The organism is Kineococcus sp. TRM81007 (assembly GCF_022669155.1).
GTDB lineage: Bacteria > Actinomycetota > Actinomycetes > Actinomycetales > Kineococcaceae > Kineococcus.
This window is the reverse complement of the sequence record NZ_JALBVB010000055.1, coordinates 97,366-116,508: the sequence shown is the minus strand read 5'-3', so window position 1 is coordinate 116,508 and position 19,143 is coordinate 97,366. Positions and strand designations below refer to the sequence as shown.

Annotated in this window: 20 protein-coding genes and 1 tRNA gene; 8 read left to right on the top strand and 13 right to left on the bottom strand. The window is 72.8% G+C overall.

The genetic code is table 11. The features are described 5' to 3' along the window. Positions 1-98 precede the first annotated feature (98 nt). Positions 99-602 (top strand): phage holin family protein, encoded by a 504-nt coding sequence (locus MN205_RS13775; protein WP_242128207.1) that lies wholly within the window; start codon positions 99-101, stop codon positions 600-602. Between the two features lie 11 nt (positions 603-613). After that, the gene (locus tag MN205_RS13770) at positions 614-1,543 is read left to right on the top strand and encodes an alpha/beta fold hydrolase (RefSeq protein WP_242128206.1); all 930 of its coding nucleotides are present in this window, start codon (positions 614-616) and stop codon (positions 1,541-1,543) included. Between the two features lie 38 nt (positions 1,544-1,581). Here MN205_RS13770 and MN205_RS13765 read toward each other — a convergent pair whose 3' ends face one another. Genes MN205_RS13765 through nth form a run of 3 tightly spaced genes read right to left on the bottom strand, consistent with a single transcriptional unit; the run spans position 1,582 to position 4,255 of the window. Continuing rightward, positions 1,582-2,790 carry a MarP family serine protease gene (locus MN205_RS13765; RefSeq protein ID WP_242128203.1) on the bottom strand — a complete coding sequence of 403 codons (1,209 nt, stop codon included), beginning with the start codon at positions 2,788-2,790 and terminating at the stop codon, positions 1,582-1,584. Beyond that, positions 2,787-3,479, bottom strand: a complete 693-nt coding sequence (locus MN205_RS13760) for a CoA pyrophosphatase (RefSeq protein WP_242128201.1) — start codon at positions 3,477-3,479, stop codon at positions 2,787-2,789. Before MN205_RS13760 ends, MN205_RS13765 begins: the two co-directional genes overlap by 4 nt. Further along, positions 3,476-4,255, bottom strand: coding sequence for an endonuclease III (gene nth, locus MN205_RS13755; protein ID WP_242128199.1), 780 nt, complete (start codon positions 4,253-4,255; stop codon positions 3,476-3,478). The genes MN205_RS13760 and nth overlap by 4 nt, the downstream gene beginning before the upstream one ends. A gap of 124 nt (positions 4,256-4,379) precedes the next feature. Here nth and MN205_RS13750 point away from each other — a divergent pair, with 124 nt between their 5' ends. Then, positions 4,380-5,033 carry a hypothetical protein gene (locus MN205_RS13750; RefSeq protein WP_242128197.1) on the top strand — a complete coding sequence of 218 codons (654 nt, stop codon included), beginning with the start codon at positions 4,380-4,382 and terminating at the stop codon, positions 5,031-5,033. Between the two features lie 166 nt (positions 5,034-5,199). After that, positions 5,200-5,874 (top strand): Crp/Fnr family transcriptional regulator, encoded by a 675-nt coding sequence (locus tag MN205_RS13745; protein ID WP_242128383.1) that lies wholly within the window; start codon positions 5,200-5,202, stop codon positions 5,872-5,874. Between the two features lie 14 nt (positions 5,875-5,888). Here MN205_RS13745 and MN205_RS13740 read toward each other — a convergent pair whose 3' ends face one another. From MN205_RS13740 to MN205_RS13725, 4 genes are all read right to left on the bottom strand, one after another. After that, entirely contained in the window at positions 5,889-6,593 is a 705-nt protein-coding gene (locus tag MN205_RS13740; protein WP_242128195.1) for an MBL fold metallo-hydrolase, read from the bottom strand. Positions 6,594-6,676: 83 nt separating this feature from the next. Then, positions 6,677-7,153: a RidA family protein gene (locus MN205_RS13735; RefSeq protein ID WP_242128193.1), complete on the bottom strand. Its 477-nt coding sequence runs from the start codon at positions 7,151-7,153 to the stop codon at positions 6,677-6,679. Further along, positions 7,150-7,308, bottom strand: a complete 159-nt coding sequence (locus MN205_RS13730; protein WP_166611200.1) for a DUF4177 domain-containing protein — start codon at positions 7,306-7,308, stop codon at positions 7,150-7,152. Before MN205_RS13730 ends, MN205_RS13735 begins: the two co-directional genes overlap by 4 nt. 60 nt (positions 7,309-7,368) lie before the next feature. Next, positions 7,369-7,722 carry a WhiB family transcriptional regulator gene (locus MN205_RS13725; RefSeq protein WP_242128191.1) on the bottom strand — a complete coding sequence of 118 codons (354 nt, stop codon included), beginning with the start codon at positions 7,720-7,722 and terminating at the stop codon, positions 7,369-7,371. Between the two features lie 307 nt (positions 7,723-8,029). On the opposite strand from MN205_RS13725, the gene MN205_RS13720 reads away from it, so the two are divergent. After that, positions 8,030-10,549, top strand: a complete 2,520-nt coding sequence (locus tag MN205_RS13720) for a penicillin-binding protein (protein WP_242128189.1) — start codon at positions 8,030-8,032, stop codon at positions 10,547-10,549. A gap of 76 nt (positions 10,550-10,625) precedes the next feature. Here the strand turns inward: MN205_RS13720 and MN205_RS13715 are convergent, their stop codons facing one another. Beyond that, positions 10,626-11,087 carry a GatB/YqeY domain-containing protein gene (locus MN205_RS13715; protein WP_242128187.1) on the bottom strand — a complete coding sequence of 154 codons (462 nt, stop codon included), beginning with the start codon at positions 11,085-11,087 and terminating at the stop codon, positions 10,626-10,628. 63 nt (positions 11,088-11,150) lie between these two features. Between MN205_RS13715 and MN205_RS13710 the strand changes: the two genes are divergently transcribed. From MN205_RS13710 to MN205_RS13700, 3 genes are all read left to right on the top strand, one after another. Further along, entirely contained in the window at positions 11,151-12,071 is a 921-nt protein-coding gene (locus MN205_RS13710) for a metallophosphoesterase (protein WP_305037215.1), read from the top strand. 75 nt (positions 12,072-12,146) lie between these two features. Continuing rightward, positions 12,147-12,223 (top strand) — tRNA-Pro (locus MN205_RS13705). Positions 12,224-12,855: 632 nt separating this feature from the next. Continuing rightward, positions 12,856-14,433 carry a hypothetical protein gene (locus MN205_RS13700; protein WP_242128185.1) on the top strand — a complete coding sequence of 526 codons (1,578 nt, stop codon included), beginning with the start codon at positions 12,856-12,858 and terminating at the stop codon, positions 14,431-14,433. A gap of 78 nt (positions 14,434-14,511) precedes the next feature. Here MN205_RS13700 and xerC read toward each other — a convergent pair whose 3' ends face one another. From xerC to MN205_RS13675, 5 genes are read right to left on the bottom strand one after another with little or no spacing between them, the layout of a single operon-like run. After that, on the bottom strand, positions 14,512-15,684 hold the full coding sequence (xerC, locus tag MN205_RS13695) for a tyrosine recombinase XerC (protein ID WP_242128183.1): 1,173 nt from the start codon (positions 15,682-15,684) through the stop codon (positions 14,512-14,514). Then, positions 15,684-15,884: a helix-turn-helix domain-containing protein gene (locus MN205_RS13690; RefSeq protein ID WP_242128181.1), complete on the bottom strand. Its 201-nt coding sequence runs from the start codon at positions 15,882-15,884 to the stop codon at positions 15,684-15,686. Before MN205_RS13690 ends, xerC begins: the two co-directional genes overlap by 1 nt. Positions 15,885-15,916: 32 nt before the next feature. Further along, positions 15,917-17,419, bottom strand: a complete 1,503-nt coding sequence (locus MN205_RS13685) for a replication initiator (RefSeq protein WP_242128179.1) — start codon at positions 17,417-17,419, stop codon at positions 15,917-15,919. Further along, positions 17,416-18,861, bottom strand: coding sequence for a hypothetical protein (locus MN205_RS13680; RefSeq protein WP_242128178.1), 1,446 nt, complete (start codon positions 18,859-18,861; stop codon positions 17,416-17,418). Before MN205_RS13680 ends, MN205_RS13685 begins: the two co-directional genes overlap by 4 nt. A gap of 20 nt (positions 18,862-18,881) precedes the next feature. Continuing rightward, complete coding sequence (locus MN205_RS13675; RefSeq protein ID WP_242128176.1) at positions 18,882-19,034, bottom strand: hypothetical protein; 153 nt, start codon at positions 19,032-19,034, stop codon at positions 18,882-18,884. Positions 19,035-19,143: the final 109 nt, after the last annotated feature.

Below are 19,143 nucleotides of genomic sequence, written 5' to 3'. Positions count from 1 at the left end.
CGACGCACCCCCGCCCCGCACCCGCGCGCCCACCCCGGCCGCCCCGTAGGGTTCTCCCGGCACACCGGCACCGCGCGCGGTGGCAGTGAGGAGGACCCATGACAACCCCGGACGGCCACGGCTCCACGGCGGCCTCGGCGAAGGCCGCGACGAGCACGGTGCCCGAGCGCAGCATCGGCCAGCTGGTGGCCGACGCCACCAAGGACGTGTCCGAGCTCGTCCGCTACGAGGTGGCGCTCGCCAAGGCGGAGATCACCACCGACGTCAAGAACGGGGCCCTGGGCGGCGCGCTGTTCGCGGTGGCCGGCGTCTTCGGCTTCGTCGCGTTCGTCTTCCTCGGCGTCACCGTCGCCTACGCCCTCGTCGAGGGCGCCGGGTGGCCGGTGTGGCTGGCGTTCCTGGTGGTGGCCGCCGCGATGCTCCTGGTCGCCGGTGCGCTGGCCGCCGTCGGCTTCGGCCGCGTGAAGAAGGTCGGCCCGCCGGAGCGCGCCATCCGCTCCACCAAGGACACCATCGCCGCCGTCAAGGCGTCGGCCTCCGGCAAGCCCGTCGCCAAGACGATCCCCGGCTCCACCGCCGGGCGCGCCAGCATCGGGCACTGACGCGGCCGGCCGTGGCCGCACCCGCCACCGACGTCTCGGCGGTGCTCGTCGAGGGGCCGTGGCGGCACCGCCTCGTCGCGGCCCACGGCGCCCGCTTCCACGTCGCCGAGCTCGGCGACGGACCGCTCGTGCTGCTCCTGCACGACTTCCCGCAGTTCTGGTGGGCGTGGCGCGCCCAGCTGGTCGCGCTGGCCTCGGCCGGGTACCGCGCCGTCGCCATGGACCTGCGCGGTTACGGCGCCAGCGACAAGCCGCCGCGCGGCTACGACACCGCCACCTCCGCGGCCGACGTGGCGGCCCTGGTGCGGGCCCTCGGCGAGCGCGACGCGTTCGTCGTCGGCCACGGCGTGTCCGGGCGCACCGCGTGGGCGTTGCCGTCGCTGCACCCGCAGCAGGTGCGGGGCATCGCCGTCGTCGGCGCCGCCCACCCGCTGCTGTCGCGGCACGTGCTGCGCGAGCGGCTGCGCGGCGGGGGGGCGGCCGCGGTGGGCGCGCGCACGACGGCCGTGGCGCTGGCCCGCCAGCTGCCGGTCCTGCCCGAGCACCGCCTCGTCCACGGCGACGGCGTGGAGCGGTTCCTGCGCGCCGCCTCGGCGCCGGGCTGGCCGCGGCCCGAGGACGTCGAGCGCTACACCGAGGCGATCCGGGTGCCGTTCGTGGCGCACTCGGCGCTGGAGTACCACCGCTGGATCGCCCGCTCGGCGGTGCGCGCCGACGGCCGGCGGCTGGCGGCGGCGCTGCGCGGCGGCGTGGAGGTGCCGGTGCTGCAGGTGCGCGGGGAGCTGGACCCCACCGTGGGCGCGGGCGCCCTGGACGCCGCGGCGCGGTACGCGCACGGCCCGCACCGCGTCGTGCAGGTCCCGGGTGCCGGGCACTACGCGCCCGAGGAGGCCCCCGACCGCCTCACCGCCGCCCTCGCCGGCTGGCTCGCCCGCTTCTGACCCCGCCCCCGGGAGGTGGGGGAGGCGGGGGAGGGGCGTCACCCCGTGGTGCACGCCCCGGTGGGCACCACCGCGGTCGAGGCGCCCGCCTCGGCGAGCACGGCGTCCAGCTCCACCGGCGTCAGCGCGTACCCCGTGTACGGGTCGTCCAGGCTCTTGGCGAACACCACGCCCGCCACCCGCCCGTCCTCGGTGAGCAGCGGCCCGCCGGAGTTGCCCGGCTGCACCTGCGAGTACACCGAGTACACCCGGCGCACCACGTCCGCCGCGTCGTACACGTCGCGGCCCTGCGCGCTGATCACCTGCCGCACCCGCGCGGTCGCCAGCGTGTACGGACCGTCCAGCGGGAAGCCCGCCACCACGGCGGCGTCCCCGCGCCCCAGCTCCGGCGTGCGCGGCAGCGCCGGCACGTCCAGGCCCGGCACGTCCAGCACCGCCAGGTCCCGCGCCGGGTCGTACGCCACGACGGTCGCCGGGTAGCGGCGCCCGGCGCCCTGCGGCTGCACCAGGGGGTCGTCCACGCCGGCGACGACGTGGGCGTTGGTGACCACGCGGGCCGCCCCGCCCACGCGCTCGGCGACGAAGCCGCTGCCCTCCAGGCCGCGCGCGCAGTCGTCCGCCACGCCGGTGACCTTCACGACGCTGCTCTGCGCGGCCCGCAGGCCGGGGGTGTCCGGGACGGCGGGGGCGGGCGGGTCCACCGGTGCGATCGGCTCGGCGTCCAGCCCGGCGAACACTCGCGGGAAGCCGCTGGCCTGCGCCGCGGCCCAGACGCGCCCGACGAACGCGCTGGCGTCCCCCGGCACGGCCGCGTCCACGGCCCGCACCACCCGGGAGCCGTCCACCGTCGACACGACGGCCGGCAGGGGTGCGGTCAGGGCGGCGCCGGCCACCACCCACACCACCAGCAGCGTCGCCACGCCGGCGGCGAGGGCCCCGAGGCCCGCGTCCACCAGCCGCGCCGACCGGGAGCGCACCCCGCGGCGCAGCCGCAGCGCGACCGCGCTCAGCAGCAGCCGGCCCACCACCGCCAGCGCCAGCGTGCCCAGCACCACGACGAGGGCGGGACGCACCCCGGGCGCCCAGTCGTCCACGACGCGCGGCAGGAGCACCACGCCGGCGGCCGCACCGCCGACGAGGCCGGCGAGCCCGGCCAGGCCCACCACCAGGCCCTCCCGGTACCCGGCGGCCAGCTGCGCCAGCAGCAGCGCCACGAGCAGCAGGTCGAGGACGGTGGAGCCGCTCACGGGGTGCCCGCGCCGCGCGCCCACCGCAGCGCCTCGTCGAGGGTGAGCTCGGCGGCACCCGGACCCCCCACCGCGCCGTCCACCGGCAGCAGGTCGCCCAGGGCGAGCACCCGCACGAGGACCTCCGCGGTGAACCCCCACACCAGCATGCCGCGCACCGCGAACGCCGGGCCGGCGTACCCGCCGGGGCCGCGCAGCCGCCGCCGCGCCGCCGGTGCCAGCAGCTCCGGCAGCGGCACCCGCTCCACGCGCGCCACCTCCGCGGCGTCGCGCACCCCGACGGGCGCGGGCGCGCGCCAGTGCGCCACCACGGGCGTCACGGAGTGCCGCGAGTGCGCCAGCAGCAGCCGCGGCAGCTCGCCGAGGACGTCGACGCCCGCGGGGTCCAGGCCGGTCTCCTCGGCCGCCTCGCGCAGCGCGGTGGCGGCGGGGGAGGGGTCGCCGGGGTCGCTGCGCCCGCCGGGGAAGGCGACCTGCCCGGAGTGCTGGCGCAGGGTGCCGGCGCGCTCGGTGAGCAGCACCTCCGGCCCGGCCGGGCCGTCGGCGAACAGCACGAGCACCGCGGCGGGGCGCGCGGCGCCGGCGGGCGCGCGGCGGTCGTCGTGCCAGCGCAGGTCGTCCGCGGTGACCGTGGGCAGGCGCTCGGCCAGCGGGCGCAGCCACCCGGGCAGCACCCGCGCCCCGCTCACGGGGCGACCGGGACCGCTGCGGCGCCGGCGGCATCCGCGTCGGCCACCGGGGCGGCCGGGCCGCGCACGAGCTTCGCCGCCCGCACCGGGTCCGTCTCCCCGGTGCCGTACGACGGGCACAGCCGCGCCACCGGGCACGCCCCGCACGCCGGCCTGCGGCTGTGGCAGGTGCGCCGCCCGTGGAAGATCGTCCGGTGGTTGAAGATGGTCCAGTCCTCGCGCGGCAGCAGCTGCGCGAGGTCGGACTCCACCTTCACCGGGTCCTCGTGGCGGGTGAACCCCAGCCGGCGCGAGAGCCGGCCCACGTGGGTGTCGACCGTCAGCCCGGGCACGCCGAACGCGTCGCCGAGGACGACGTTGGCGGTCTTGCGCCCCACGCCCGGCAGCCGCACGAGGTCCTCCAGCCGCCCGGGCACCCGACCGCCGTGGTCGGCCACCAGCGCCGCCGACAGCCGCAGCAGCGAGTCGCTCTTCGCGCGGAAGAACCCGGTGGGCTGCACGACGGCCTCCAGCTCGGCGCGGTCCGCGCCGGCCAGGTCCACCGGCTCCGGCCAGCGCGCGAACAGCTGCGGCGTGACCGTGTTGACCCGCGCGTCGGTGCACTGCGCGGACAGCACGGTCGCCACCAGCAGCTGGAAGGGCGTGGTGAAGTCCAGCTCGCAGCGGGCGTCGGGGTAGCGCTCCGCCAGCAGCCGGTGCACCTTGCGGGCGCGCCGCGTGCGCGCGAGCGGCGTCTCGCCGTCGGCGTCGAGGGCGGGGCGGGACGTGCTGCTCACACCGGCGAGGGTACGTGCCGTCCCGGACACCGGCCGGGTGCGAGCGGGTGACTGCTGCGCGCGAGCGGGTGACGCGCGCCGCGGCGCCGTCAAGGGCGCCGCCGCCGGGGACGACACGACGGCCATGCCAGCACGCGACGGGGACCCGCAGACCCCGCCCACCGCCACCGCCACCGCCGGCGCGCCCGGCGCCGCGCCCGTCCCGGACGACCTGCCGGAGCTGCCGGAGCCGCCGGAGGTGCCGGGCCTGCGGGAGCTGCTCGCCCGCCTGGCCGCCGTCCCCGGCGCCGCCTCCGAACCGCACGCCGCGCACCTGGTGGACCACGAGCTGCAGGAGCTGCCGCTGCTCGCGCTGCGCCGCCGCCGCGAGCTGCTGCTGGAGGAGGTGCGCCGCGCCGGGCACTGGTCGCGCCTGCTGCGCGCCCGCCGCGACCTGCTGGTGGCCGCGGCCGTCGGCGCGGAGGCGCTGGAGGTGCCCGTGGAGGCCGGCGCCCACGGCGGTCCGCTGGAGGCGCACCTGGCCGCTCACCTGCCGCCGCCGTCGCCCCCCGGCTCCCTGCCCGCCGTCGCCGACCCCAACGACGTCCTGCGCGGGCTGGTGCTGACCGCCGGCGCCGGGGCCGGCGGCGACCTGGCCGGGCAGCTGCGCGCGCTGGCCGCCGCCGCCCGCCGCCTGGGCGCCTACGAGGACGCGCTGGAGGAGGAGCTGGAGCTCGTCACCGACGCGCTCCTGCGCCGCTACCGCGACCTGGTGGCACCGTCCCGCGCCGCGCGCTGACACCGCCGGGTCGCGCCGCGCCGACGTCCGCCGCCGCGACCGGCCGAGCCTCCCGGGACGCCGTGCGGCAGACTGAGGCGCGGTGCGCCCAGCCGGGGCGCGCGGCAGCACGGGAGGTCACTCGGTGGAGCACGCGCAGAGCGACGGCGTCGCGGACGCCGAGAGCCTGGGGGACGTCGTCCGCCGCGCGCCGCTGTTCGCCGCCCTGGACGACGACGCCTCCGCCGAGCTGCTGGAGTCCATGGAGGCGGTCCACCTGGAGCGCGGCGAGCAGGTGTTCGCCGAGGGCGAGCCCGGCGACCGCGTCTACGTGGTGCGCACCGGCAAGATCAAGCTGGTGCGCAGCTGGCCCGACGGCCGGGAGAACCTGCTGGCCGTGATGGGCCCGGGGGAGATGTTCGGCGAGCTGTCGCTGTTCGACCCCGGCCCGCGCACCAGCTCGGCGCGCGCGGTCTCCGAGGCGGACCTCATCGCCCTGCAGCACGACGACATGATGGCCTGGCTGACCCGCCGCCCCGAGGTCGCCAAGCACCTGCTGCAGGCGCTGGCGCAGCGGCTGCGCCGCACCAACGTCACCCTGGCCGACCTCGTCTTCACCGACGTGCCCGGCCGGGTCGCCAAGGCGCTGCTGGACCTCTCGCGCCGCTTCGGCCGCCCGATCGCCGACGGGCTGCTGGTGGCGCACGACCTCACCCAGGAGGAGCTGGCCCAGCTGGTGGGCGCCTCCCGCGAGACGGTGAACAAGGCGCTGGCGGACTTCGCCTCCCGCGGCTGGCTGCGCCTGGAGGCGCGGGCGGTCGTGCTGCACGACGTCGACCGGCTGACCCGCCGGGCCCGCTGAGGCTCGGCCGGGCCTCAGCCCGGCAGGTCCACGCCGAGGTGGGCCAGGTGGGCGCGCACCGAGGCGCGGGCCGCGTCCGCCAGCGGCCCCTCCAGGGGGCCGTGCACGGCCGTCGCGACGGCGGCGACGTCCGGCGCCCCCGCCTCCAGGGCCTCGCGCACCTGCTCCAGGCGCCCCAGGCGGTGCGCGAGCTGGGCGGCCAGCGCGGCGCGCGCGTCGCGGCGCGCGGGCCCGTGGCCGGGCAGCAGCACCTCCAGGTGCCCGGCGGTGTCCAGCCCCAGCAGCCGCCGCAGCGACGCCAGGTGCTCGCCGAGGTCGCCGTCGTCGCTCAGCGCGGTGCTGCCGCGGCCCAGGACGGTGTCGCCGGTCAGCAAGGAGCCCTCGTCCTCCACCAGCAGGCACAGGGAGTCGGCGGTGTGACCGGGGGTGCGCAGCAGCCGCAGCCGCAGCCCGTCCACGTCGAGCTCACCGCCGTCGTCGGCGTCGGCGGCGCGCAGCACCGGCGGGGAGCCGGCCGCGGCCGCGAAGGCGTCCGCGCCGCCGGCGTGGTCGTCGTGGTGGTGGGTGGTCACCACGAGCGCGCAGCGCAGGTCCCGGCCGGTGAGCTCCCCCAGGAGGGCGGCGCGGTGCGCGGCGTCGTCCGGGCCGGGGTCGACGACGACCGCGTCCCGGGAGCCCGGGGCGGCCAGCACCCAGCTGTTCGTGCCCTCCAGCGTCATCGGCCCGGGGTTCGGCGCGAGCAGGCAGGTGGCCCGGTCGGTGACCGGCCCACCCGCCCACGCGCCGGGCGCCGCACGGCGCGTCAGGAGCGCACCCGCACGGTGATCTCGACCTCCACGGGGGAGTCGAGGGGCAGCACCGCCACGCCCACGGCGCTGCGGGCGTGCCGGCCCGCGTCGCCGAGCACCTGCCCGAGCAGTTCGCTGGCACCGTTGGCGACGGCGGGCTGGCCGGTGAACCCGGGGTCGCTGGCGACGAACACGACGACCTTCACGACGGCCTGGACCGCGTCCAGGCCGCCGGCGGCGCCCGCGGCGGCGGCCAGCGCGTTGAGCGCGGCCGTGCCGGCGAGCTGCCGGGCGGTCTCGGGGTCCACGAGCCCGTCGCCCTGGCCGACCTTGCCGGTCAGGGGCAGCTCGCCGCCGGTGAACGGCAGCTGGCCGGAGGTGTGGACGAGGTCGCCGGAGCGCACCGCCGGCACGTACGCGGCCACGGGGGCCGGCACGTCCGGCAGCTCCAGGCCGAGCGCGGCGAGGCGCGCGGTGTGCGTGGTGCTCACGCGCCGGTGGGGCGCTTGAGGTAGGCGACGAGGCCGTTGCCGTCCGGGCCGGTCACCACCTGCACGAGCTCCCAGCCGTCGGAGCCCCACTGGTCCAGGATCTGCTTCGTCGCGTGGACGATGAGCGGGACGGTCGCGTACTCCCAGGTCGTCATGGCCGCCACCGTAGTGGCGGCGGCCGTGGCGCGCGGGGCGGCCGTCCCGCCCGGCCGGGCTCAGACGGCCTGCAGCACGTCCCCGTCCGCGCCGGCGGGGGCGCTGGTGCCCGAGCCGGTGACGGTGCCGGCGGCGGTGGCCAGGTGCGCGTCGCGCGCGGCCTCCAGCAGGCGCTGCCAGGAGCGCACGTTCGGGCGGCGCTTGAGCAGCGCGCGCCGCTCCCGCTCGGTCATGCCGCCCCACACGCCGAACTCGACCCGGCTGTCGAGGGCGTCCGCGAGGCACTCGGTGCGCACGGGGCACCCCCCGCAGATCGCCTTGGCGCGGTTCTGCGCCGAACCCTGCACGAACAGCTCGTCGGCCTCCGCGGACTTGCACGCCCCGCGAGCGGCCCACTCCAACGTCCACACCATCGACGGTCCCTCCCCGTCACGCCCCCTCGCGGACCACCGCGTGGCGCGGTGGTTCCCCCCGGAGGAGGCGACCCTGTGAATCCCCCTGACGGCCCCCGAGGGGGCGTGGCAGCAGCGTAGGGTCGGCGAGGCGTGTCGCGTCAGAGCCATTCGGCACCAGAACCGCTAGTCCGTCGGGACTAGTTCCGGTCACGCAGCGTGCACGGTGGCCCCCCGTGGGGGGGCGTGCGGGGTGGTGTCGTGCGGAGTGCTCGTGGAGGTCCTGCGTGCGCGAGGACTCGGCGTCGTCTCCCCTTACCCTGCTGGTATGGCGTCTGGTTCCACGCACCGCCCCGTCTTCCGGCTGCTCGGTGCCTTCACGGCGGTCAGCGCCGCCGGGGGGGTCCTGGCGGCGGGGCTCGTCGTGCCCGCCGTGGCGGCCACCGGCAGCGCAGCCCGCATGGGGGTGGAGGTCTTCAACGAGCTGCCCTCCGACCTCGGCGACCAGAAGCTGTCCGAGGCGACGACGATCCGCTGGTCGGACGGCTCGGTCATGGCGCGCGTCTACGACCAGAACCGCTCGGTGGTCTCCTTCGACCAGATCGCCCCGGTGATGCGCGACGCGATCGTCGCCATCGAGGACTCCCGCTTCTACGAGCACGGCGCGGTGGACGTCAAGGGCATCGCCCGCGCCCTGGTCAGCAACGCCGGCGGCGGCGACACGCAGGGCGCCTCCACGCTGACGCAGCAGTACGTGAAGAACGTCCTGGTGGAGCAGGCCGTGGAGGAGGGCGACGCCGAGGCCGCCGCCGCCGCGGTGGACGCGGACGGCGTGGACGGCTACGCCCGCAAGCTGCGCGAGATGAAGCTCGCGGTGGGCGTGGAGAAGGAGATGAGCAAGGACGAGATCCTCGCCGCCTACCTGAACGTCGCGTACTTCTACAACAACGTGTACGGCATCGAGGCCGCCGCGCAGTACTACTTCTCCAAGCCGGCCGCGGAGCTGGCGCTGCACGAGGCGGCGCTGCTGGCCGGGCTGGTGCAGAACCCCGCCGGCTACAACCCGGTGGAGAAGGAGGAGGCGGCGATCGGCCGCCGCAACGTCGTGCTGGCCCGGATGCTCGAGCTCGGCAAGATCGACCAGGCCGCCCACGACGCCGCCGCGGCCGCGCCGCTGGGCCTGGTCCTGCAGCCGTCCCGGCAGGGCTGCATGGCTGCGGAGTCGGCCGCGTACTTCTGCGACTACGTCACCCACGTCATCGCGCAGGACCCGGCGTTCGGCGAGACGGTGGAGGAGCGCGAGGAGCTGCTGCGCCGCGGTGGCCTGAGCATCACGACCACCCTGGACAAGCGGGTGCAGGCCATCACCCAGGAGGCCGTGAACGCGGGCGTGAACCCGGGGCAGCCGGCGCGCTCGGCGGCCTCCGTCGTGGAGCCGGGCAACGGCAAGATCCTGGCGATGGCGCAGAACACGACGTACTCGCCCGACGAGGACGTCGTGGGCCAGACCACGCTGAACTACAACGTCAGCGACGCCATGGGCGGCGGCAACGGGTTCCAGCAGGGCTCGACGTTCAAGCCGTTCACGCTCGCCACCTGGCTGAAGTCGGGCCGGTCGCTGGACTCGGTGGTGCCCTCCCCGCGTTCCGGCTCGGACCCGATCAGCGCGTTCACGGCCTGCGGCTCGAAGATCCGCAGCGGCGACACCTACACGTACTACAACTCCGAGAGCAGCAGTTCCGGCTCGATGACGGTGCGCCGCGCCACCTCCCAGTCGGTGAACACCGCGTACGTGTCGATGGAGAAGCAGCTCGACATCTGCGACATCGCCGCGACCGCGCAGTCCCTGGGCGTCTACAAGGCGTCCGCCACGAAGAACTTCCTCACCGGCGAGGTCAGCCGCGACCTGGACCAGAACCCGTCGATGACGCTGGGCACGAACCTGGTGACCCCGTTGTCGATCGCCGGCGCGTACGCCGCGTTCGCCGCCGAGGGCACCTTCTGCGAGCCGGTCGCGATCATGGAGGTGCTCGACACCGAGGGCAACCCGCTGCCGGTGCCGTCCGCCGACTGCCAGCAGGTGCTGGACCCGAACGTGGCCCGCAACGTCACCGAGGCGCTGGAGGAGGGCTGGCAGAGCGGAACCGCCCGCCGCGTGGAGCGCATCGGCCGCCCGGTGGCCAGCAAGACGGGCACCACGAACGACAGCGCCGACGTCTGGTTCGCCGCCTACACCCCGCAGATGGCGGCGGCGGTGTGGGTGGGGCACGCCAGCGGCACCGACTCCCTGAACGGCGAGTCCATCAACGGCCGCCGCTACCGCCGCGTGTACGGCTCGACGATCCCCGGCCCGATCTGGGCGAACATCGTCGGCCCGGCCGCGGAGGCGCTGGGCCAGCCGGTGAAGGACTTCACCCCCGGCACGAACGAGGGCCTGCGCACCACGGTCAGCAACGGCCGGGTGAAGGTGCCGAACGTCGTCGGCCGCAGCGTCTCCTCGGCCACCAGGACGCTGGAGAACGCCGGGTTCGACGTCAGCGTGTCCTCGCGGCGGGTGACGTCGTCGATCGGCGCGGGCCTGGTGGCGCGGCAGAGCGCCTCGTCCGCCCGGCCGGGGGCGACGATCACCCTGACCCGCAGCGCGGGCCGGCCGGCGCCGGAACCGGAGCCGGAGGAGACGACCGAGGCGCCGGAGCCGGAGACCACCTCGGAGGCGCCGGAGTCCTCGGAGAGCACGACGCCGGCCGCCGCGGAGGTGGAGCTGCCGGAGGGGGTCGCCGAGGAGCTGGAGCAGGGGCTGGAGGACCTGCGGGGGATGCTGCCGACGCCGCGGGCGGACCGCGGCTGACCGCGGTCGGTCCGCACGTGACGGAGGGGGTGGGCCCGAACGGGCCCACCCCCTCCGTCGTCCGGCCCGGGGGCCGTCAGGCGTTCAGGCGCGCCCTGACGGCGGTGGACAGCCGCTTGCCGTCGGCGCGGCCGGCGACCTGCGGCTTGAGGCGGGACATGACGGCGCCCATGGCGCCCATCCCGGTCAGCCCCTCGCCGGAGGCGATGAGGACGGCCTCGTCGACGAGCTCGCCCAGCTCCTCGTCGGTCAGCGGGGTGGGCAGGTACGTCTCGACGACGCCGAGCTCGGCGCGCTCGCGCTCGGCCTGCTCGGCGCGCCCGGCGGCCTCGTACGCGTCGGCGGCTTCGCGGCGCTTCTTCGCCTCCCGCTGCAGCACGGCGACCACTTCCTCGTCGCCGAGGGTGCGGGCGGACTTGCCGGCGACCTCCTCGCCGCGGACCGCGGTGAGGACCATGCGCAGGGTCGCGGAGCGCAGTTCGTCGCGCGCCTTCATGGCGGTGGTCAGGTCGGTCTGCAGGGTGTCCTTGAGGCTCACGGTGACGATCCTCCCACCGGCGTCCAGCGGGTTCCCGGCCGCGGGCGGTGCCAGGATGGGCCGATGCCGCAGCACAGCGTCCTGAAGCCGTTCGCCGTCACCGCGGGGGCCGTGGCCCTGACGGGGGTGGCCGGGGTGGCGTACGCCACCGGCTACGAGGTGCGGGCGTTCGCGCTGCGCCACGCGGTGGTGCCGGTGCTGCCGCTGGGGCGGGCGCCGCTGCGGGTGCTGCACCTGTCGGACCTGCACCTGGTGCCGAGCCAGCGGGCGAAGCGGGAGTGGGTGCGGGGCCTGGCGGAGCTGGAGCCGGACCTGGTGGTCACGACGGGCGACAACCTGGCCGACACGGAGGCGGTGCCGGCCGTGCTGGACACGTACGCGGGGCTGCTGGAGCGCCCGGGGGTGTTCGTCCTGGGGTCGAACGACTACTGGGCGCCGGAGCCGCGCAACTGGGCGGCGTACCTGTGGCGCAAGTCGGCGCCCGAGGACGTGCAGGGCACCCGCCTGCCCACGGACGACCTGGTGCGCGGTTTCACGGACGCCGGCTGGCTGGACCTGGACAACGCCCGCACCCGCCTGACGGTGCGGGACGTGGACTTCGAGCTCGTGGGGGTGGACGACCCGCACCTGCGCTACGACCGCTACGAGGACGTCGCGGCTCCCGCGGCGGCGGACGCGGACCTGACGGTGGGTGTCACGCACGCGCCGTACCGGCGGACCCTGGACGCGATGACGTCGGACGGGGCGTCCCTGCTCATCGCCGGGCACACCCACGGCGGGCAGGTGTGCCTGCCGGGCTACGGGGCGCTGGTGACGAACTGCGACCTGCCGCGCGAGCAGGCGAAGGGTCTGTCGCGCTGGTCGGCGGGCGGGCGCGACGCCTGGCTGCACGTGTCCGCCGGGCTGGGCACTTCCCCGTACTCGCCGTTCCGCTTCGCTTGCCGGCCGGAGGTGACGCTGCTGGAGCTGGTGCCGGTGCGCTGAGGCGCCCGGCCCCGGGTGAGGGAGAGGTGGTGCGGAGCACCCCTGCGGGTCGGCTAGACTCGTACCCGTTGCCCACGGGGTGTGGCGCAGCTTGGTAGCGCGCTTCGTTCGGGACGAAGAGGCCGCAGGTTCAAATCCTGTCACCCCGACCAGCAAGACCGCAGGTCAGAGGCCCGGCACCGCGTCAGCGGGGCCGGGCCTGTGACGTTGTGCGTGACTGACTGCGTGACTGTCACCCGGGACGGCGTCCCCTCTGAGCTGTGGCTACCTGTCAGTGAGCCAAGGTGGTGCAGTGGCATCGGCAGATCCGACCGGCTCGCCAGTGACCTTGCTGGTCTGTGATCTCAACAGATCACCGGTTGGCACTGTCCTGTCCATGAAGTCGACAATGGGTGGGTGGTCGTCCGCTAAGTCTGCTGTCACTACCAAGCCCAACGGTGGGCTCTATGGAAAGCGAGTACAACCCATGCCAGCGCATCAGACCTGCTGTAGTGGGATGCCCGGAATCTGGCCTAGGTCGGTCGTGACCCGATGCAGGTGCCGATACGCGAGCAACTAGGGGTGCCGTCTGCTGGCAGCTTGAGCCGTTGATGCCTAATCTTGTTCGATCTGGTAAGAACGGTGTGTGCCGGATCGCTATCGGGGACAGTACGGGGACTTCGCTGGTCGCGCGAAGGTGTATCTGACGGCTGACGATGTTCTGATACAAGCCATGGATCGTGAAGCTCGCAACCAAGCTTGGCGGTCACTCCCGAGAGACCACGTTCTAACAATCTTGTCCGCGATGCTGCGCGACGTGGATAAGACTTGGCTCACTTCGGCCGACCGCCTTGCTAATGAGCGCGGTTGGGCCGCGGCTGCCACTGAGCCTTTGAGATCTCGATTGCTTGTAAGAGTTTCCGAGCGTCGCCCTCTGCTGGTGCCGCAAGTTATTCTGCTCGCCGCCGCAGAAGCCCTTGAAGGCTGTGCTCCCGGAGCCCCTAGAAATGACCTATTTGGCTTAGATGCCATCCTTCGAAACCTTTTAAGCATCGGCCAGGAAGAGCCGAGTCATCGTCCTCGACCTTCAGGACTGGTCTGGGGGGGTTACGACGAAGAATTAGCATCCGAACTTGTCGCGAACCAACACTTCAATAAGAGCCCGCAACTTGCACATCTAATTACAGAAGCCGACTTCTTCTGGCGACGTGAATGGCCAGATAAGCTGCCGAAAAAGATTCGAAATCAACTGCCTTCCACCCCTGCGGACCTCTATCAACTCGCTACGGGCGTAACCTTCGATGACCTTATTTCGATCGCTCTACATCTGTGGACACAAGCTGAGATCAACAATTACACGCGATTCCCCTTCGAGTTTTTTGAGAAGCTAGGCGTTGATGAGAACGCGATCAGGCGGTTCCTCGAAATTACCTCAATTGATTCCATCGGCCTAGCGGCGGAGATTGCAGCGGAGAGAAATGAATGCACTATTCCCAGCTGGTCATTCAATAGCTTTCGGCGCTACCCAATCGTCCGGCTGGAAACGGGGGAGTACCTCGTGCTGCGTCTCGGTTTTATGGTTGAACGGGCACTTGGGGTTCCTCCAAGCTTAGATGTAGCTCAATCTTTAGGACCTAGCAGTCGCCAAGTGGTGGCGTTTCGAGCTGCGGCCGAGGCGGTTTTTGAGAATAGCGTCGGCCAGACGCTGTCTCGAATGTTCAACTCCGGCCAGCTCTCTAAGAGAGTTTTTGATGAAGTGAACATGCAGAAGGCCTGGATGGGTCGTTCGGGTCAGAAGCCCAAAGTTTGCGATTTCGCCGTCGACTGTGGCGATGTATGGCTTCTCATCGAATGCACCTCTCGTCGAATTGCGGCTGACGTTGTTAATGCTAGCGGCGGGCGTGAATCATTGGAGCGCGAGCTTGATGCGGTTTTAACAGACCGCAAGGCGAAGCAGTTAAACTCTACGGTCCACCTCATTCGTCATCATTTGCAGAAACTCTGTGGATACCCGCCTCCCGATGGAACTCGAATTGTCCCCCTGGTCGTTGTTCCCAATGAAGGCCTAGGCTGGAATGAGGTTGTAGCTCAGCAGGTCCGAGAAAAGGTTCGTAAGAATTCTGGATTGACACATCCATCCGCGCTGCCATTTGCGATCATAACATTGCGGGAGTTGCGTTCTTTTGAGGCTCTTATGGAGACCGGGCAAGCCGACGCAAGCATGTTGGTCAGGTGGCGAGTGGCTGCCCCGGATATGCCGCTAGAGCATTTCATTGATCAGCAGGGATTGCCCTTGAATAGACCCGCATGGGAAACGAACAGTTTTTCGTTGGTAACCGATCAGTTGATTCGCGTAATGCAGAGTCGTGGAATGGATGAATGACGCCCGCGCAGTCACGTGATGCTGGCCGATTATTCTATGTAACGCGGTTCGCGCGCGTGAAAACTCAATATGCACAGATCAGCCACTACTCTGCGAAGAACTGGGAAAAATGCGGTCCATAACAACAGCACCTGACTGCAGTGCGGGGCGAATCTGCTTACGGTAAACGAGTTCGGTTACCGCGGTGCCGCTATGTCCGACGAGTCGAGAGATCTCTTCCAAAGGCACGCCACTGTCTGAAAGTAGTGAGACAAAGCTGTGCCGTAACTCCCTCGGGGTCCACTCGGCAGGGGCGACGCCCTCCGCAGTAGCAATAGCGTTCCGGAAGTCGCGGCGAACGTGCGAGGGGTCGAGTGGGGTACCGACCTTCGACGTAAAGACGAGCCCCGTCTCGATCCAGCGGGTGCCGGCGGTGACCCGGTCCTGTTCCTGCTGGGTCCGCTGCGCGTGCAGCGCCTCGGCGCAGCGCTGGGGGAGCGCCAGGGTCCGGCGTGACTTGCGGGTCTTGGTGTCGCCGCCGGCACGTACAGATCGCCACACGGCGACGTGCGGCGGCACAGGAGGCGAAGCGCCGGGACGGCCGACGAGGTCCACGTGGTCCCAGCGCAGCGCCCGCAGCTCCTCGGTGCGGGCGCCGGTCAGCAGGGACAGGACGACGTAGCCGCGCATGCGGGTCGTCTCACAGGCGCGGAGCACCGCCTCGGCCTGGGCGAGGGTCAAGGCCTTGGACGGCCGGCCACCACGCCCCTGCGGCACGCTGCACAGGGTCACGACGTTGCGCTTCACCTTGTCGCGGGCCATCGCCCTCTTGACCGCCCGGTTGAGGCAGCTGTGGATGCCCTGCAGCGTGCGGGTGCTCAGCGTCTCCGCCTTGCGGGCGAGCCAGCGGTCGACGTCCTCGGCGTTGAGGTCGCGCAGCTTGCGGGCGCCCAGCTCGGGGATGACGTGCGTGCGGGCGAGGATCTGGTTGGTGACTACGGTGGTCTCCGACCGACCGTGCAGGCCGTAGGTGAGCCAGTCCTCGACGGCCTGGGCGACGGTGTAGTTGGTGGGGGCGATGGTGAGGCCGTCGTCGTGGTCGCGCAGGACCTCCTTCAGCTTGGTCCGCGCCTCAGTCTTGGTCTTGCCGCTGCCGCGCTTGACGATGCGCTTGCCGGCGGGGGTGAAGCCGAGGCTGGCGGTGGCGATCCACCGCTGGCGCTTCTCGTCCCAGTGGAGGCCGCCCTCGCCGCGCCCGCGTCGGGTGGGCATCAGGCCACGTCCTCAAGAGAGGCGACGTACTCGCGCAGCGCCTCGTACGGGATGAGGCGGGTGCGGCCCTCGTGGACGGAGCGCAGCCTGCCGGAGCGCAGCAGTTCGAAGACGACGCTGCGGCTGAGGCTGAGGATTTCGGCGGCATCCTGCACGCGGTACAGAAGGCGGGCCGACGGGATGAGCTGCTCATGCTGCATAGGAGTTTCTCCGCTGGTGTTGGTGTGAGGGATCACTGCTGCTGGGCGCGGCGTACCCGCGCGCGGTCATCCCGCCACTCACGGGCCTGCGCGGCGGCGGTGGCGGCCAGCGCCGCATCCCCGGCAGTCAGCCACCCGACGCCTTCGAATGACCATGAGCTGACGACAAGCGTGGTGTCCTCGGCCTCGGTTGGGATGCCATTGCGCTCATCGGGAGGCATCGGTCCGGTGAGGTGGTCGCGCAGTCGCTCGACGGCCCACCGCTTCCGGGCAGAGCGGAGCCGGCCGAGGGTGGTGGAGTAGCGGCGGGACTTGGTCGAGAAGTGACCGCGGAAGCCGATCATCGACGCCCACTTGGCCAGCGCCAGGTACTTCGACCCGCCGGTGCGTGCCAGGTGGTGCACTTCGGCCAGCAGGCGGCAGACGTGCTCTGCGATGCCCATGCGTCGTGCGGCCTCGGGGTCGCGGAGCCGGGGCGGCAGTCCGAAGTCGTCGCAGGCCTTGGTGGCGTACTTGGCGATGTAGGCCGCGACCGTCTCCGGGTGCAGGCCGTCGTCCGGGTCGTTGGCGCGGCCGGTATCCCGGGTGGCGTCCGCGGTGACGGCGCGAGCATCGACCTGGGCTCCGAAACGCAGTCGGCGCAGCGGCTCGCCCGGTGCGGTGGCGGGAGCGTCGAACCAGACCCGCGCGGCGGCGATGTGCACCAGCTCGCACAACCGCTGGGCGCTCACGTCGATGAGTGGAGCCGGGAACTCCTCCGAATTCACCGGTGGCCCGTCGAGGCGGATGAGGGCGTGGAAGTGCACCACGCCGCGGCGTTGGAACTCCGCCACCTTGGCGAACGAGACCCGTACCAGGGCGTGCGCCTCCTTGTGCGTCAACGCCAGGGAGGCGGCCAGTACCCGGCGCAGCGCGATGGTGAAGCGGCGCCACAGCTCCGGCGCCCACCACTGCCACACCACGTGCCCGGTGTAGTCGTAGCACTGCGGGCACAGCGGCTGTCCCAGCCGTCGGTCACCCTCGGCGTGCACCGTGCGGCAGCCCAGTGACCGGCCGTGCTCACACCTCGCGGAGGTCGCACGCGGCCGGCACATCGTTGCTCGTCCCGACCGGCGCCGCAGACCGTGCACGGCCCCGAAGGAGGGAGCGGTCAACGTCGCGAACACCAGCGGGTGGGTGGCCACCGATTCCGGTACGCCCTTCATCCCGCCGGCGGCCCCGGCGGCGAGCAGGTGCCACATGTCGCCCTTGTACTCGTGGCTGCACGAAGGGCACACGCTCGCCCGCCGGTTGCCGCAGCGCGCGTACAGCACTCCGTCCGGTTCGGTGGCCGAGTCGTAGGTCGAGAGAACCTCACCGGTGGCCCGGTCGAAGGTGGTGGCCTGCCCGCGCAGCCGGATCGGTCGGGCACAGTGCCCGCAGTTCGCGGCCTGCTCGGCCCACCGCTCGAACGTCGGGGACAGCAAGCGCTGACCGACCTCAACCTCCACAGCAGCCGGTACGGCAGCCGGTGCAGGAGCGGTCGTGGCGTTCACGCGGCTCCCTCCTCGTCGGCCTGGTCGTCGACGACGGAGAACACCGGCCGGACTGTGGGTGCGTACGTCCGCGCCAGTTGCTCGATGGCGGCGTCGTCGTAGTAGGAGGCACGCACCCGCACCGGTTCGCGAATGCCGTCGACCTTGACGTAGGCGACACCAGGGGTGGTGTCGGGGATCTGGTGACACAGCGCCCCGGAGTCGCGGGCGCCCTCGCCCAGGACCATGTCGACCTGCGACTTCTCGTCCAGACGCATCGCCACCTTCGTCGGGAAGAGGTTGCGCAGGCCCAGGACCTCCTTGCGCGGGTCCTGTAGCGCCGCCACCAGGACCACACCCGGCGCCCGTCCCTGGGTGGCCAGCGCGGCCATCGCCTTCTCCGCGCGGTCGCGCAGCTTGCGGTCCGGTGTGTACGCCGTCAGCAGCGCCACCTCGTCGACCAGGACGACCAGCAGCGGCTCGCTCGTCGAGGGCTCGTGCTGGCGGGCCGTACCGGCCATCCGGGCGGCGCGGTCGGTCATCAGCACGGCGGCGTCCTCCAGCAGCTGCACGCCGTCCTCGACGGTGGTGGCGAAGCGGGTGAACAGTGCCCGGCCGGGTTCGAGCTCCATGCCAGCCTTACCGTCCACGGCCCACACCTGCACCAGCCCGTCGCGGATACCGCCGGCCAGGCCGCCGAGCAGCGACCACACCACCGAGCCCTTGCCGGCGCCGGTGACCCCGACGATGAGGACGTGGGTGGCGGCCAGGCGCAGCAGCCAGGGCTGTCCGTCCTCGCGCAGTCCCACCGGCACCGCCGCGGCGTCGACGACGTCCGGCACGGGCATCGGGGAGACGGCGTGCGCCAGCGGGTCACCGAACAGCCATGTGATGACCGCGGTGTTCGGGGACGTCTTGCGTACCCGGCACGACCACGCCCCGCACGCCGCCGCCAGGTTCTCCGCCGCCGCGGCGAGGTCGTCGACGGTCTGCCCGGCGACCATCCGCACCCGCGCCGAGAGCACCAGGTGCTCACGGGAGGTCCAGCGCAGCCGGGACAGCCCCGGCGTCCAGGACGAGCGACCACCGGAGCGGTGCTCGACGACGCTCAGCGCCAGGCCGACCCGATCGCACAGCCCGGGCCAGCTGTGCCGGATCGTCCGCCGCTTGCGCCGCCGCCACGCCGGCCGCGAGACCCAGCACAGGAACGAGCCGGGCCAGGCCAGGCGCCACGTCACCACGGCCACCACCACGACGACGGCCACGATGCCGACCGAGAGCAGGTGGTCGTGGCTGTAGGCCCACCAGCCGACGAGCGCGACGCCGACGGGGACGGGGAAGCGCCACGCCAGCCGCACGACGCCCCTGAGCAGCCACCAGGCCAGCTCGAGCAGCATCAGCAGCAGGTCCGCCACCCAGTCGTCGGTGGAGGTGGTGCGTTGCTGGGTGGGCTGGCGCGTCACCACACCCTTCGGTCCGCCGATCACCGAGCCACCGCCTGGACCGAGCGAAGCCGACTCGCCTCCTCGGCGGCCACGGTGGCCAGGTAGCGGCACTCGGCCGCTTCCTGCGGGTCGCCCTGGCCGTAGTGCTCCGCCAGGCGCCCGAACAGCTGCGCCTTGCGCTCGAACCACACTGCACGCTCCCGGTACGGCGTCTGCGAGGTGGGGCGGGAACGCAGCAGCGCACCGATCTGACCAGCGATGGTGTTCCCTTCCGCCCGCGCCTGGCGCCGGTGTGCCGTC